Annotated in this window: 10 protein-coding genes; 3 read left to right on the forward strand and 7 right to left on the reverse strand. The window is 61.4% G+C overall.

The window, feature by feature from the left end; translation table 11 throughout:
• Positions 1-525 precede the first annotated feature (525 nt).
• Both OOT33_RS10850 and OOT33_RS10855 read left to right on the forward strand, forming a co-directional pair.
• Entirely contained in the window at positions 526-2,301 is a 1,776-nt protein-coding gene (locus OOT33_RS10850; protein WP_307750041.1) for a right-handed parallel beta-helix repeat-containing protein, read from the forward strand.
• Positions 2,302-2,566: 265 nt separating this feature from the next.
• On the forward strand, positions 2,567-4,519 hold the full coding sequence (locus tag OOT33_RS10855; protein ID WP_307750042.1) for a right-handed parallel beta-helix repeat-containing protein: 1,953 nt from the start codon (positions 2,567-2,569) through the stop codon (positions 4,517-4,519).
• Positions 4,520-4,578: 59 nt separating this feature from the next.
• Here OOT33_RS10855 and OOT33_RS10860 read toward each other — a convergent pair whose 3' ends face one another.
• A complete protein-coding gene (locus OOT33_RS10860; protein WP_307750043.1) occupies positions 4,579-5,766 on the reverse strand; it encodes an O-antigen ligase family protein in 1,188 nt (395 codons plus the stop codon).
• A gap of 575 nt (positions 5,767-6,341) precedes the next feature.
• Here OOT33_RS10860 and OOT33_RS10865 point away from each other — a divergent pair.
• A complete protein-coding gene (locus tag OOT33_RS10865; protein WP_307750044.1) occupies positions 6,342-7,391 on the forward strand; it encodes an acyltransferase family protein in 1,050 nt (349 codons plus the stop codon).
• 19 nt (positions 7,392-7,410) lie between these two features.
• Here the strand turns inward: OOT33_RS10865 and OOT33_RS10870 are convergent, their stop codons facing one another.
• The 6 genes from OOT33_RS10870 to OOT33_RS10895 all read right to left on the reverse strand — a co-directional run bounded on the left by OOT33_RS10870 (position 7,411) and on the right by OOT33_RS10895 (position 14,544).
• Positions 7,411-8,316, reverse strand: a complete 906-nt coding sequence (locus OOT33_RS10870) for a hypothetical protein (protein ID WP_307750045.1) — start codon at positions 8,314-8,316, stop codon at positions 7,411-7,413.
• Between the two features lie 86 nt (positions 8,317-8,402).
• Positions 8,403-9,734, reverse strand: coding sequence for a right-handed parallel beta-helix repeat-containing protein (locus OOT33_RS10875; RefSeq protein ID WP_307750046.1), 1,332 nt, complete (start codon positions 9,732-9,734; stop codon positions 8,403-8,405).
• Positions 9,735-9,824: 90 nt separating this feature from the next.
• Positions 9,825-11,048, reverse strand: a complete 1,224-nt coding sequence (locus OOT33_RS10880; RefSeq protein ID WP_307750047.1) for a Coenzyme F420 hydrogenase/dehydrogenase, beta subunit C-terminal domain — start codon at positions 11,046-11,048, stop codon at positions 9,825-9,827.
• Positions 11,045-12,250, reverse strand: a complete 1,206-nt coding sequence (locus OOT33_RS10885) for a polysaccharide pyruvyl transferase family protein (protein ID WP_307750048.1) — start codon at positions 12,248-12,250, stop codon at positions 11,045-11,047. The genes OOT33_RS10880 and OOT33_RS10885 overlap by 4 nt, the downstream gene beginning before the upstream one ends.
• A gap of 75 nt (positions 12,251-12,325) precedes the next feature.
• Positions 12,326-13,678 (reverse strand): amidohydrolase family protein, encoded by a 1,353-nt coding sequence (locus OOT33_RS10890; RefSeq protein ID WP_307750049.1) that lies wholly within the window; start codon positions 13,676-13,678, stop codon positions 12,326-12,328.
• Positions 13,675-14,544 carry an NAD(P)-binding domain-containing protein gene (locus tag OOT33_RS10895; RefSeq protein ID WP_307750050.1) on the reverse strand — a complete coding sequence of 290 codons (870 nt, stop codon included), beginning with the start codon at positions 14,542-14,544 and terminating at the stop codon, positions 13,675-13,677. The genes OOT33_RS10890 and OOT33_RS10895 overlap by 4 nt, the downstream gene beginning before the upstream one ends.
• Positions 14,545-14,546: the final 2 nt, after the last annotated feature.

A 14,546-nucleotide genomic window follows, 5' to 3' on the forward strand; every position in this document is an offset into this window, starting at 1 on the left:
AATTTACCCTCGAGCGTAAATGACGGCTTGGTGGATTCCGCCACGCGCTCCGAAAAAATCTTAACCTTCAGCTGTCCTGTTTTTGAACGAAAACCCCCTATAACACCTAAAAAACCGTCCCGAATTGATACGGTTGCACGATTTTACACATTTCATGGCGTCAATCCGGCATTTCGTCGCTTTAGCCATAAATTGTAGGGATTTCCGTCATATTGCGGGTCGACCGGAAAATGGTTAACGCCGTTGCGTAAATGCAACAGGACGGTCGGCTGGCTTTGGGCAGGTCAGCGCTGGGGAAAGCGGGGTGTGGATTGTCAGGTCGGCGGGGCCGACGGGATGGGTACACACATAATAGGGGCGCAGCTTTGGGGCAAAGCGGTGCGTCTAGGCGGGAGCCAGTTCTGGCGGTCTCGATTCACGCCTAATGCAGGGCTGGATCAGGTCCGGGCGGCAACTTCTGCATAACTGGAGTTATAAGGTGTGGCGGTCGTAACAGTAAATTCTTCTCAAGCCCTGATTGGGGCATTGGCGAAAGCCTCCAACGGCGATGTCATCAAGCTTGCCGCTGGTACATATAGCAATGTCGCGTTGAAGGGCCTTTCTTTCACCACCGGGGTGACGATCACGTCGGCGGATCCGCTCAAGCCGGCGGTGCTGACGGATCTGATGATCACCGGAAGCAAGGGCATCAAGGTTCAGGGCCTCGAACTCGCAAACACAAAGAATGTCGACCTCGCCTTTCAGGTGCAGGGGTCGTCGAACATTGTGCTGGATAATCTCAATGTCCATGGCGCGCCTAATACCGCTGCCGCCATGAACACCCGTCTGATGATGATCCGAAGCAGCAGCAATGTTCAGGTTGTGAACAGCGAGTTCTCGAACGGCTGGCACGGCATCAGCATGCTGAACAACAAGCAGGTGCGGATCGAGGACAATTATTTCCATGACCTGCGCACCGACGGTGTGCGCGGTGGTGGCAATTCCGATCTTATCATCCGCGCCAACATGTTCACCAATTTCCATCCGCAACCGGCCGATCACCCGGATGCAATCCAGCTGTGGACGGCGAACACCAGCCAGTCTTCCAGCAACATCCTGATCGATCAGAATGTCGTTATGCGTGGCACAGGAACCCAGATCCAGGGCATCTTCCTGCGCGACATTACCGGCAGCCTGCCGTTCAACAACGTTACCGTGACGCACAACCTGATCGAGGGCGCGCGCGGCAATGGCATCGCGCTCAACGGCGTCAAGGGCGGCACAGTCGCGAACAACGTCGTCCAGGGATTTGCCGACGCGAAGTCAGGCATCCAGATGTCGAACTCCAGCGCGGTTTCGGTAGCGAATAACCTGTCCACCTTGTTCTTCAACGCGCTCAAGCCGATCGTCGGCACAAACGGAAACACTGTTATTCCTTCGGTCACCGATAATGGTGTGGCGATGGCCGCGACATGGCTCGGTCAGCATTCGGCATTTGCTTCCGCCTGGAAGCTGGTGGATCCCAAGGCCTTGGCAGCGATGTTTCACCTTGGCGGCGGCGGTGGCGTTCCCGCTCCGCTTCCCACGGGCGCAGCCAAAATGGCCGCTGCACTTTCACTTGCCGCTACAACCGATCTCGATACCGGTGCCAGCGACGATACCCTGCTGCTGACGAATGCGATGCAGCTCTCGGCGGGTAAGGGAGAGGCTGCGCTGGTAGCGGCTGATGCTAGCGTTCCGGTAGACCATGGTGATGTGGGGTCGATACCCGATACCGGGACTGGCGATACTGGCGGAACGGCGGATTCCGCTCTCCTGCCTGTGGACGCATCTCCTTTGCAGCACGGCAATGTTGCTGATGACGGCGTTGCTCCTGCCGACTTCGGCGATGGGAGCGCATTGGATGCGGACGATGCGGGCCTCGTCGCAGATACGGAAGTTGCCGACGATGAAGCGGATACCGAGCCGGCCAACATCATCGTTGCCGCGCCGGGTGTCGTCGATGCGGCTCAGGGCGTCGATCATATACAGGTCGCCGTTACCGGTCAGCACAACAAGGACGATATCATCGTTCGGGGGTTTGAGGCTGGCGTTGACAAGATCGTGCTTGCCGATGCGCGCGTTGGCGCGGCTAATCAACCTGCCCCGACATTCCACTTCATCGATACGGCAGCCTTCACCGGCACTGCCGGAGAGGTGCGCTATGTGGACAGCAAGAACGGTGTTGCGGTGATGGTCGATCTCGATGGAGACGGCTTCGCGGATCTGGACTTTTCCTTACGCGATGTTCACGCGCTCAGCGTGAGCGACTTCATACTTTAGCGATTATTGCCTCCATCGCCGCCGCCCTGCGGCGCTTCATCTTTGTAGGAAGCTGAGCTGGGCGCGGAGGAATAATGCCTAAATTCAATGCTATGAATGGTGGACGGAGCGGCTTCGGAGCTCCGTCCCAAATTTTATATAGTGTGTTTGGTCTTAACCATTGGCGGTAGCTCGCGCGAAATAGCGGATCGTTAAAAACGTCTTCATTCGAACTTCTGCGCACATCGCCAAGCTGATGTGGTCGCAATCGGCGGGAGGCATTTTAGTGGCTGTTATTAACGTGAACTCGGTGAGCCAGCTCACCGCAGCATTATCAAAAGCGCAGAATGGCGACGTGATTCAGCTCGCGTCTGGCAATTATTCCAACGTCGTCCTGAGCAACATCAAGATCGCGGGCAATGTAACCATTACCTCTGCCGATCCCCTCAAGCAGGCGGTGCTGTCTGACCTGACCGTTAAGGGCAGCAGCGGACTCACCCTCAAGAATCTCGACCTCAGCAACCCGGTTGCAGGCAAGAACTTCGCGTTTCAGGTGCTCGGGTCTTCCAACATCGTGCTCGATCACCTCAAGGTGCATGGCCCCAACAACATCGGCTCCGGCAACGAAGTCGCGCTGATGATGGTGCGGAGCAGCAGCAATGTGACGGTGAAGGATTCAGAATTCTTCCACGGCTATACCGGCATCTCGATGCTGGACAACAAAGGGCTCACCATCGCCAATAACTATGTCCATGACCTGCGCATGGATGGCGTACGCGGCGGTGGCAACTCTGATCTTACCGTCACGCAGAACACCTTCACAAACTTCCACCCGGCGCCGCTGGACCACCCGGATGCGATCCAGCTCTGGACGAACAACACCAGCACCTCGGCGACGAACATCAATATTACGGACAACCTTGTCGTGCGCGGTAATGGAGCGCCGATCCAAGGCATCTTCATGCGTGACATCATCGGCAACCTGCCGTTCAAGAACCTCAACATCACCGGCAACATGATCGTCGGCGCGCGCTACAACGGCATCTCGGTCGAGCATGCCGATGGTGCTACCATCGCCAACAACACGGTGGCGGGTTTTGTGGGCGAACAAAGCTGGATCCGCACCAACAACTCCACCAACGTCACGGTCAGTAACAATCAGGCGACCGCCTTTGTAGCGCAGCAGCTGAATGCCGCCGGCACAAATGGCAATGTTCAGATCGCACCTGTGTTCGACCTGGGCATGAGCTACGTCAGCAACTGGTTGGCGAGCCACTGGGGCTTCTCGGGTCACTGGGCTGGCTCCGACAGCTTGTGGATGGACGCGCTGGGCCTCACGGCTGCCAATCTCGCCGCAGCGACGGCGCTGCGCGCGCAAGTCGTCACCATAGACGGTACTGCCGGAGCAGATCGTCTCTTCGCGTCGTCCACCAATGACTCGGTTGTAAATGCAGGTGACGGCAATGACTCCATTGATGGCGGTAAATATTTCAACCATCAGCTCAATGGCGGCAATGGTGACGACACCTATTTCATCCGGTCGCAAACCGCGACGGTGGTCGAGGGTGCCGGGGCAGGGTGCGATACGGTACGCACCTTCGTCGACTATACCCTGGCAGCGAATGTCGAGAATTTGCGGCTCGAAACAGGCGATCTTATCGGCGTCGGCAACGACCTGAACAACACCATCACCGGGTCCATGGGCGATGATACCGTCTATGGCATGGATGGCAACGACAACATCCAGGGCCGTGACGGTGATGACGTCATCTATGGCGGGACCGGTATCGACTCCTTGCGCGGCGAAATCGGCAATGACAGCCTGTTCGGTGAAGCGGGAGACGACAAGCTCGACGGCGGCGTCGGCAACGACATCCTCGATGGCGGAATCGGTAACGATCTTCTGCTCGGCGGTGCCGGAAACGACGTGATGACAGGAGGTGCCGGCTCGGACATCTTTCGATTTTACGCCGCGGACGTTGCAGCATATTCGTTTGACGAGATAACCGATTTTACCTGTGGCGCAGACAAGATCGACCTGAAGCAGATCTATCCGGGCGGTGGGCGCTTCACCTTCATCGGCACGCAGGGTTTCCACAACAAGGTTGGCGAGCTGCACTATACGGTCGTCAACGGCAGCGCGATCGTGGAAGGCGACGTCAACGGCGACGGCAAGGCTGACTTCGCCATCAAGGTCGACAATGTCACCAAATTGTCCGCCACCGATTTCGTGATCTGAGTTCCGTTCCCTCGGGCGAACCTCGTCCCCTGCCTAACTCTGGTTTGGCAGGGGATTTTCTATGCAGGTAGGGGTGCGGCCGAAGGCATCAGGATCCGCTCGCTTCCAGTGTCGGTAGCGGCCATCTTTTTCTGTTGATAAGACAGTGCGACCAGCATGGCCAACATCATGTACATGAACGAGGCGTTGTCTTCCTGCGCGAGCACGATGCGGGACACCAGCCAGAAGGAGACGGCGACGGCGGCCGGCATAGCATAGGCTATCTCGCGGTCGCGCGCGTTGAAGGCCAGCTTCATGCCCATGATCAGCATGAAAATGAACATGCCGAAGTAGAAGACCGCGCCCACCGCGCCATAGCAGAGCGGGATATTGAGCAGCCCGCTGTCGATCGACAGCTCGCCCGCCGGGTTGCGAAAGTTCAGCGCCTTCGCGCCCTGCGCCGGACCATAGCCGAACAGAGGTTTCTGAATGAAGACCGGGGGAAATGCCTCCGCCTGCGCAAAACGACCGAGCGTGCTCGCTCCCTCAGTTGCGCCGCCCATCCACAGCCCGCGCAGGCGACCAATGAAAATCATCGCCAGCGCGAATACCGTCAGACCAACTGGATATGACAGGGCTAGCGCCGGGCCAAACAGGCTGTCTTTGTGAGTGCGCCAGAAGCGGATCGACCAGATGAAGCCGTAGATGCCGTGCGTCACCATGATCCCGACGATGCCGACGCGGGCCTGAGTCAGGAATATGGCGTTGATGACGAGCGCGTCGCAGATCAGCAGGATGATCTTGTATCCGCGCTTTTCCCCGAACAGCATATAATGCAGGAAAAACGGCAAGGTCAGCGCCATGAACTCGGCATAGCAGAGCGGGACCGAGAAGGTACCCACCACACGATAGTCGCCAGCACGGAACGCGGAATCAAGCAGGTTGGTCATCGCCGGATCGTCGACCTGCAGGAACGACGGAATGTGGTGAGCCCACAAGATGCCTTGATTTTCATATTCGAGGACCGCGATGATGGCGAGGATGACAGCGACGATACGGATCATGTTTGCGAAGAACAGGACCCGACCCGGCTTAGAAAGAACATAAATCGCCATAAAAAGAGCGCCGGTGCAGGCCAGCTGGATGCGCATATACGCGCTAAACGCGCTTGAGACGTCGTTGGAATCGATGACAGAAATGGTCTGTGCGATGACCAGGCCCATCAGAATCTTGAAGAAAACCGGCTCCGCACCGATGATGTCCTTCATTTCGCGGATGAACTTGGACGATACCGAGATGCTGACGAGCATAGTCAGAATGCCGAGAAACAGAAACGTTCGCCGGATTTCGATCAAGGGCGCGCCAGGCAGCTGAATGGCCAGATAATAGGGCCACAGGACCAGTGCGACAAAATAGCAGAAAAACATCTTCGCGAGAAAATTCGTCGGCGGTTTTCCGGTTTCGGGCAGCAGCCAGACGATCAGGGCTGCCATGACAAAGAGCGGAATTGTCATCATGGCCTTGGACTGCTCTGGCAAGACCGAAAAGAAAAAGCCGAGGATGAAGTTGACGAAGACGAAGCCATAGAGCAGCCGCCGCCGCGCCTTGGGCGACAGGCTATTCTGGTGATAGCGCGCCAGAACAGCGTTTCCTGCGGCCGGTGCCTGGCCCGTTCCCGCGCGTTTTTTTGGTATAAATCTACCCAACATACCCAGCCCTTTGAACTCGCCCGGCGCAACGGCGCGCTTCCGCCCTGTTTAATTGCATTTAACCGTTTTGCCCGATAACGCCATGGCTATACAACGCTCTCCCGCGCTTGGCGATACGAACGAGGACACTAAGCTTGACCAACCTTGCGGCGGATAGAAACGGTTCGTCCCAAAGCGCGGTCGGTGCCGCTCCGGCTGCACGCGGTTATCTTCATGATATTACGATCGCCAAGGGTCTGGGAATCTTTCTGGTCGTGCTAGGGCATATCGTAACCGGCCGACCGCCGGCAGGTAATGGCTGGTACGAGGTGATGCGCACCGCGCTTTACGCCTTTCACATGCCCTTTTTCATTTATCTGAGCGGCTTTATCTTTTTCTACACCGGCTCGCACATCAAGGCGTGGCAGGGTCTGTCAACCTTCGTCGCGCGTCGGGCCGAGCGCCTGTTGGTGCCGTTCGCGCTGTTCGGTCTTTTCATCGTCGTTGGCAAGCATGTGGCCAGCGCGTTCATCCATGTCGACAATATCGCGCCCAACATCGCGACGGATCTGGTAAACCTGTTCTGGAACACGAGCCAGAGCGCGGCAAAGTCCGTCTGGTACGTGTTCGTGCTGTTCGAGATGACGCTGTTTGCGGTCATCGCCATGCGCGTTGTCAAATCGCCGCTGATCTGGTTCGTGATCGCGCTGCCGCTCAGCGTGCTGCCGGTCATTCCCGTACTCTATCTCGACCGCTTCTTTCTCTACCTTCCCTATTTCTTCTTCGGCGGGATCGTGGTCGCGCACCGCGAGGGCTGGGGGAGGCTCGTAGACCGTGGACTGTGGCTGTGGTTGCTGCTCTTCGCGGTCGTTATCGTGGCAACGCGCTTCGCCGGCATCTATAATCTCTCGATCATAGCCTGCGGGTTGGCCTCAATCCCTGCGCTGCACGGCCTGTGCCGCCGGCCCTCAGTACAAAAGGTCCGCTGGCTCGAAACGCTCGGGCAGTACAGTTTCGTGATCTATCTGCTCAACACGGTGGGCATCGGCCTCGCCAAAGGGGTGCTGCTGCTTGTGATGCCGTGGGATGGCGCGAATTTCCTCGTCTTCCTGCCGATACTCATGTTCGCGGGCGCCGTTGGACCGATCATAGTGAAGAAGCAGCTGTTGCGCCGCTCCGCCTATCTGGACAAAATCACGGACTGAGCCACAAAGGGCCGGGCCGCTATTCCATCTCGTAGCCGAGTTGTGCCAGATCGACTGGGCAATAGGGCTGGAGCGCGCGATTGGACGCGCCGAACTTGCCGCCGAGATGGCGTTTGATCGTCGCGCGCATGCGCTTGCGGGCACCCTCGTCCCCCAGCTTCCAGCGGTAGGCGATGCTGTTGAGCGCGGCACCGACCCAGCGCAGGGACTGGATCGCATTGGGATTCATCGTGCCCGCGCGGAAGATGTTTGCCGCGCGCAGCAAGGGGATGCCGCTGACCGGAGGGCTGACGCCTTCGCGTGGGCGATCATCCAGCGAGATATCACCCGCAAAATCCGGGCCATGCAGGAAGCGAAACAGATGGCCGAGCCACGCCGTCCGGTCCTTTGCCAACAGCTCCTGTGGCAAAACAAGGATGTTCTCATGTCCGAACAGGTCGCCATAGCAATGCGCCAGCTTGGCGTAGCTGACGACAGAGGGATTGAACCAGTCATAGCCTGGCTCGGGCCGGTAGGAGAGGTAATCGTCGATCGAAAGCCGCCCGCTGCGTTTGAGATACTGCATGTAGATGGACTGCGTGGCGGAGAGCTGACCGCGCACGGTGAACAGAATCTTCGCCGGGCCGCAGCTGTCGGCCAGCCGTTGGGCCGTCACCTTGCTGAGGCGCGAGCCGAGAAACATCTGGCCGCAGAGGGTTTCCGACGAAATGACGTCGATCAGGCCGCTATCGGGCGGGCTGCGGCGGGCGTCCACCTCCGCCGTGGCTGCATCGGCTGAGAAATCAAGATCGTGCGGGCTGACGAACAGCCGGTCGATGTCGACATGGTCGAACATCATATGGAAATGCCGCCTGTCGGTGAACAACTGCTGCTGCAGCCAGGTCGTCCCTGTCTTGTGAAACCCCGGATGGATCAATAGCGGCATTCAAATACTTCCTCTTGGCCCGTCATGCCGTGTGATGGCGGGCAGTACAATATCCAGCTCCTATCATCGGGTTATTGAAAATTCTTTCACTTAGTTTTGGGGGCGGTAAGCCGTGCCTGAAGCATGCTGTCCGCCCGGCGGCGGCCAGGCTTGGCATCCAGCCACTGGTTAACACGCTTGGCTTCGTCCCTTGGCGATGCGGCATCCATCTTGTTGTCTGAATCCGTGCCTACGGCGGGGGCGAAGATATAGCGCGATGCCCGGTTACCGCGCATGTCGATATCTCCGCAATTCTGCGCCCGGATCCAGCTATGTTTGCGATCGGGATAGTTGAGGACGACATTGTCGGTGATGCGCCCGCCCTGAACGCCGTTGATGGCGATGCCGTTATATAGGCCGCCCATGACCAGATTGCCCTCAATCACGACATTCTGAAACGGCCGCCCGTTCTTCACATCGCGCAGGAAAACGCCCTGGGTGGGATAGCCGGTGCCGCGCACCACCAGATTGTCGTGGATGTGAATATTGGTCATCATCCCGTTCTTGGGCGTGGACCAGAGCTGGATGGCATCGGGGTGATCTTTGGGTGCCGGATGAAAGTCCGTGAAGACATTGCCCGCGACCTCCAGATTGGAGACCTCGCCGCCACGCACGCCGTCGGTGCGGATGTTATGGAACTCGTTGTTGAGCACCCTCATGCCGTCCAACTCAAGCATCGCAATGCCATGTTGCAGCGCGCTGAAGCGAGAGTTGGAGATCGTGACCTTGCGGCTGGCGCGCACCATGAGCGCGGGGATCCTGTAGGCGGCGTCGAGATTGTCGGCCGGGCCATGAATATTCATGCGGTCAAAGGTGATGCGCTCGCTTTGGAGGATCATGAAAGGGAAGCGGTTGGCCGCACTCTGCCCACCTTTCCGCGCGGCGGGGGCTTCGTCCTCCTCAGGCCCGTCCTGATCGTCCTGCACCGGTTTGCGCGGGGCGCCAACCCGGTCAACGACGGCCGACGCGTCCGCCGCCAGCTCGATGTTGCGGAAGGTCAGCCCCGCACTGTTGCGGACAAGCAGGCGGCCGATAACGGCTGGCCGATCAGGGTCGGCCGATGTCACGGTGACCGTTCCCGCCTTCTTGATGTTGCCGATGCCGATCGAGGGGTAATGCCCGGCAGCAAGGGCAATGGTGCTGCCGTCAGGCGCGGTGTCGAGCGCGCGGCGCAGTTCCTCCGCCGAGGTGACGACGCGCTGCGTGCTCGCGAACGCGTGGCGGATGCCGACTGCGGATGCGAGCTTGGTGCCCACATGCCCGAGCATGCCGTGCGACCCGGCAACCAGCAGCGCACCTGCCATCACCAGGCCGGAGGCAAGCGTGCCCGCGATCAGGGCTTTTCCGGCGCGGGGGCGGGCAGGGGATCGATCGGCCATGGTTACTCCTTGCGCCATGCTAACCCAAAGCGCTTCATGCTCCAAGGACAATGCTGCGCGGCTGGCGGTTAAGCGGGCCTGAACGGCTTGTCAGCGCCGGTTGATGAGAATCCGGCGCAGCGTACCGAGGAAGTTGTGGAGCTGCTCCTTGAGCCGCGCGCGTCGGGCCGCCTTGCCGACATCCAGCCCGTCCATCTTCGGAACCGGCTGGCGCAGGACATGGCACGAGGCAGTGCGCGCCAGCACAAGGCGCTTGCGGCGTGCCTGCGCCGGCTGCATCCGATCGATCTGGTCGGCATCGAGCGGCTCAATCTCCAGGCCGCCTGCAGCAATGGCCTCACCGAGCAGCCGCTCTCCCGCAGCCGTGCGGCTGACGATCAGGCTGCGGCCCTCCTGCTCCTCAAACGAGGGATAACCGTCATCGTCGCCATACCAGGCGTCGGCGCAGGCGATGTCCGCCACGCCGCCGATGGCGTCCGGGCAGATCTTGCAGCGGAACTGCACCTCTTTCGAAAGGTGCCCGCCCCAGCTTGCAGCATAGCTCATCTCGGCGCTGCGCCCGTCGGTCGTTTCGGCGCGGGCCATGCCGGGCCAGCCATTGCCGCGATAGCGAAAGCTGGCGAGCTTCTCAGGCTCCAGACCCATGGCGCGGACGATCCGGTCCGCCCCCGCATGGCTGGGCAGGCCGCCGCAGAAGAAGGAGAGCATGAGCGGGAAGGTGGCGTTGACGCGCGCATCGACGGTGGCGAGCTGGCGCAGGGCGGACACGTCGCAGGGCTTGCCGACAAAGGCTGTGCGCTTGCCTTCATCAAGCAGGCGGCCGATGTCCTGCAGTGGCGAAGAGGCGGCGTAGCGCGACCCTGCATTGCGCACGACCTGCTCCGCCGTGGTCGAAAACGTGACGATGTTGCGCGTGGGCTTTTCAGGATCGGCGGTGACATGCAGCACCTGCTCGACCTGCCCGGTGCCGAGCGCGTGAATGAGCAGCGCTGAGATAGCCCCGCCGGAGGAGCCTGCGAAGCGCACATCCGGGTCGAGCGCAAAGCCGGTATGAATGCCGCGCCACGGGCCCCAATATTCATGGCTGTCGGGCGCGATGCCGGTCCACGGCGCAACCTTCGCGCCGGGGCAGGCGGTGGCGATGGCGCGCTCCGCATCGGCGGAAACCGGCGCGGTCTGGAGCGGGCGGCTATAGCCGGGCGCGACGGTTTCCAGCGTCACGGCATCAGGCGCGACGCCCGCGCACAGGCCGCAGCCGCTGCACAGCTGGCCGGAGAGCACGCGCTTCAGCGTCGGTGACTGGCCCTGTGTCATGCGCGTGATACCGCTTGGGCAAAAAGCTGTTTCAAGGCAGCGCGATAGACGTCCAGCAAGTCCTTGACCTTCCTGTTTGCCGCCATTTCTGCCTGCGCCAGTTCCGTGCGGCGGGCTATGCGGTCGAGCACGAAGTCCACGGCTTTTTCCACGTTGAAAGACTGCATCGGCAGGATATGGTCATAGCCGAGCAGGCCGAAGAGGCCGCTAAACTTGCGGCTGTAGGCGACCGGAACGACCGGAGTTCCGGCAGAAAGTGCGCCAATACAGGCGTGCATGCGCGCCGCAACGAGGAAATCGAGGCTCGAAATGAAGCTTTTTGCGTCAGATGGCGTCGCGAAATTCGGTACGCGGATCGCGGAGGGAAACTCCTGCGCCAGCCTGTCCGCCAGGCGGCTGTCATCGTCGGTCGGGTCGCCGTTGCTGGTCGCGTGGGTGACGAGATGAACCGCCACATCCTCCCGCGCGCACAGGGCACTGAGCAGCGCCCGCGTGAACGCCGCATAGTCGTAGCCGAGGCCAAAGCGGTTCACGCCGGTCTCTGCCTGATGGAAGAGCAGGCCGGAGGCATTGACGCCGACGCGGATCTTCGCGCCGCCGCGCGCCGCCGAGCGATCCTCGAACGGCAGGACGAACGCGACATCGACGGCGAGCTCTGCCCGCGCGCGTGGCGCCATCTCGCGGGTGACGGCGAGGGATTGTTCATCCCGCGCGAAGGTGACTGCGCTACCCCGGATCGCGGCAGCTCCGAGAGCGCGATAAACGGGCTTGGTGAACGGGCCGATCGTTTGGGGCGAGAGCACCAGCGGCACCTTGCGCGCGATGCTGAGCATCTTACTGAGCCAGAGAAAGGCGAACCGCTTTGGGCCATAGATGTCGGCGAAGCTGTCTCCCGCGCCGATATCGAGCACGCAGTCCAGCCGCCCCAGCGTCGTCCAGAAACCGGAGGGAGCAAGCATCGCGCGCGTGTCGATGCGGAAAATCTCGACATCATCGCCCAGATCGAGCGGAGCATCGCCATCGCGCATGCTGAGGATGACGAAATGTGGCTTCAGCCCCATACTCGCCGCCACCTCGCGCGCGAGCGTCATGTTGCCGACCGTGAGCGCGCCCACGCCGAGATTGCCGGAGCTGGCCGAATGCCAGAGCAGTCCGATGCGGATCGGCTGGCCCGACACAGCTGCGGAATCAGTCTTTTCCATCATAATCATCCTGTTGCGCCCTAACCGCACATCCCTTGCCAACGGTTAAAGCGCAATGGCGTTTTTGCCGCAAAGTCACGGCGCCTCGCTTTTCCACACCAATTTGCCGCCGATCCAGTGCTCGACAATGCGCGTGGCGGCGATTTCATCCGGCGTGGCCGTGGCGATGTCGCGGTCGATCAGCAGAAAGTCTGCCCACTGGCCGGGGGAAAGCGCGCCGATAGGCTGCTCGGCAAAGGCGGATTGAGCGGCACGTCTTGTCAGGGTGGCCAGCGCGTTGCCGATGGCACCCTCGCGCCGGGCGTGCTGCGCCAAGAGCGCGAACGAGGGAAGGGCTGCGTCGATTGGTTCCGTGCGCCAGCGCCGGTCGCCCGGATAGCTCTCGGCCAGCTCGCGCATCACCGTGGCCGCCTTCTGCAACGCCGGCTCGCCCTCCGGCGTCAGCGCGATCTGGAAATTGTCCATCGCCGCGCGGCTCGCCTGATTGCCGAGGCGGGTGGCGTCGGCATTGTTTTCCACCGGCAGATGCACGCCGATGAGCCGCAGCCGATCGTCATAGAGCCAGGGCGAGGGGGCAGGCCCCGCGATCGTCGCCATATGCTCGATACCTTCGGCATAGCCGATGATACGCAGGCGCAAAGCCCCCCGGTCGCCCGCGCGGCGATAGGCCTGCCAGTCAAGGATCGTCGTGCCCATGTCCGCCGCCGCCGAGATGCCGCGCTCCAAGAAGAAGCGCTGCGCCTTGTCGAGCGCGATGTCCCGGTCCTTCGGGCTCGGTGCCGGGACGACGCGCTCCATCTGGCGCTTGGCCGCGCCGGAGAGTGCGCCGGTTTCCTTCATGCCTGCCAGACGCAGCGCCGCGCTGTTGGCCCAGCCGGTGCGACCGTCGGCGCTCTCCAGCCATGCCGGGGTGTCGGCCACGGCGGCGTCGAGTTGGGCGGCGGTAGGGGCCGCAGCGCCCCAGCGCGCAGCATCCCAGCCGCTGCCCAGGATCCATTTCTTTGCAGGATTGGCGCGTGCATGGGCGGCGATCATCGCTTGCGCTTCCGCGAGCGAACGCGTGGCCGACAAGTCCAGCGTCATCAGGCGCAGGCCGGTGGCGATGACACGCGCGTGGCCATCGACGAAAGACGGGATCAATGTCCTGCCCTTCGCATCATAGCGCCAGGCAAGAGTGTCCGGTCGCTTGTCGTCGCGGGTGAGGCGGCGCTCGACGCGGCCGTCCTGACCGATCAACAGGCCAGTGAAATGCACCGTGACGCCCTGTTCGCCGACCGCGATGCCGTTGATGTTGTCGACCAGACCGGTGGTGGCCGGTGGCGGGGCGGGGGGCGCCTTTTTGCGCGCCAGGGCGGGGGTGCCGAGCAGCGCCAAGGCAAGGAATGTGGCAAAGGCCGTGCGCAAACGGGCCGTGAGGGAGGAAGTCACTGGGCGGGCAGCCTCCGCACGAGGGCGCTGGTATCCTGCCGCCCGCCGCCCATCGCCTGCACCTCGGCATAGAATTGATCGACGAGCGCCGTGACGGGGAGGGTGGAGCCATTGACCCGCGCTTCCTCAAGCGCGAGGCCAAGGTCTTTGCGCATCCAGTCGATGGCGAAGCCGAAGTCGAACTCGCCCCTGGCCATCGTCGCCCAGCGGTTGTTCATCTGCCAGCTTTGCGCCGCGCCGCCCGAGACGGCTTCGAGCACCTTGTCCATGTCCAGCCCTGCCGCCTGCGCAAAGCGCACTGCTTCGGAAAGGCCTTGCAGCACCCCGGCAATGCAGATCTGGTTGACCATCTTGGTGGTCTGCCCGGCGCCTGCCGGGCCGACATGCACGACGCGCGCGGCATAGCTCTGCATCGCGAGACGCGCGGCCGCCACCGCAGGCTCGGTGCCGCCGCACATGACTGAAAGCGTGCCGTTTTCCGCGCCCGCCTGCCCGCCGGAGACCGGCGCATCGACGCAGTGAAAGCCCCGGCCTTCGCCTTCCTCGAACAGCCGCCGCGCGATCCGGGCCGAAACGGTGGTGTGATCGATGAACAGCGCCCCGCGCTCCATCGTGCGGAACACGCCTTCGGTCCCCATCGTCACTTCGGCAAGATCGTCGTCATTGCCGACACAGCTGATGACGATCTCCGCATCCTGCGACGCCTGCGCGGGCGTAACGCCGAGCGCGCCGCCATAGGTCTCGACCCAGGCAGAGGCCTTGGCCATCGTGCGGTTGAACACTGTGAGCTGATGCCCCGCCTTTGCCAGGTGCCCGGCTATGGGTCCGCCCATGACGCCAAGGCCGATAAACGCTATCTTTGCCATGG

Source organism: Sphingobium sp. DEHP117 (assembly GCF_030867385.1).
Classification (GTDB): Bacteria; Pseudomonadota; Alphaproteobacteria; order Sphingomonadales; family Sphingomonadaceae; genus Sphingobium.

Excerpts from the sequence above, each read along its gene's own strand:
- OOT33_RS10860 (WP_307750043.1), bottom strand. The coding sequence starts at position 5,766 with ATGAAGGACATCATCGGTGCGGAGCCGGTTTTCTTCAAGATTCTGATG.
- OOT33_RS10870 (WP_307750045.1), bottom strand. The coding sequence starts at position 8,316 with ATGCCGCTATTGATCCATCCGGGGTTTCACAAGACAGGGACGACCTGG.
- OOT33_RS10875 (WP_307750046.1), bottom strand. The coding sequence starts at position 9,734 with ATGGCCGATCGATCCCCTGCCCGCCCCCGCGCCGGAAAAGCCCTGATC.
- OOT33_RS10880 (WP_307750047.1), bottom strand. The coding sequence starts at position 11,048 with ATGACACAGGGCCAGTCACCGACGCTGAAGCGCGTGCTCTCCGGCCAG.
- OOT33_RS10885 (WP_307750048.1), bottom strand. The coding sequence starts at position 12,250 with ATGGAAAAGACTGATTCCGCAGCTGTGTCGGGCCAGCCGATCCGCATC.
- OOT33_RS10895 (WP_307750050.1), bottom strand. The coding sequence starts at position 14,544 with ATGGCAAAGATAGCGTTTATCGGCCTTGGCGTCATGGGCGGACCCATA.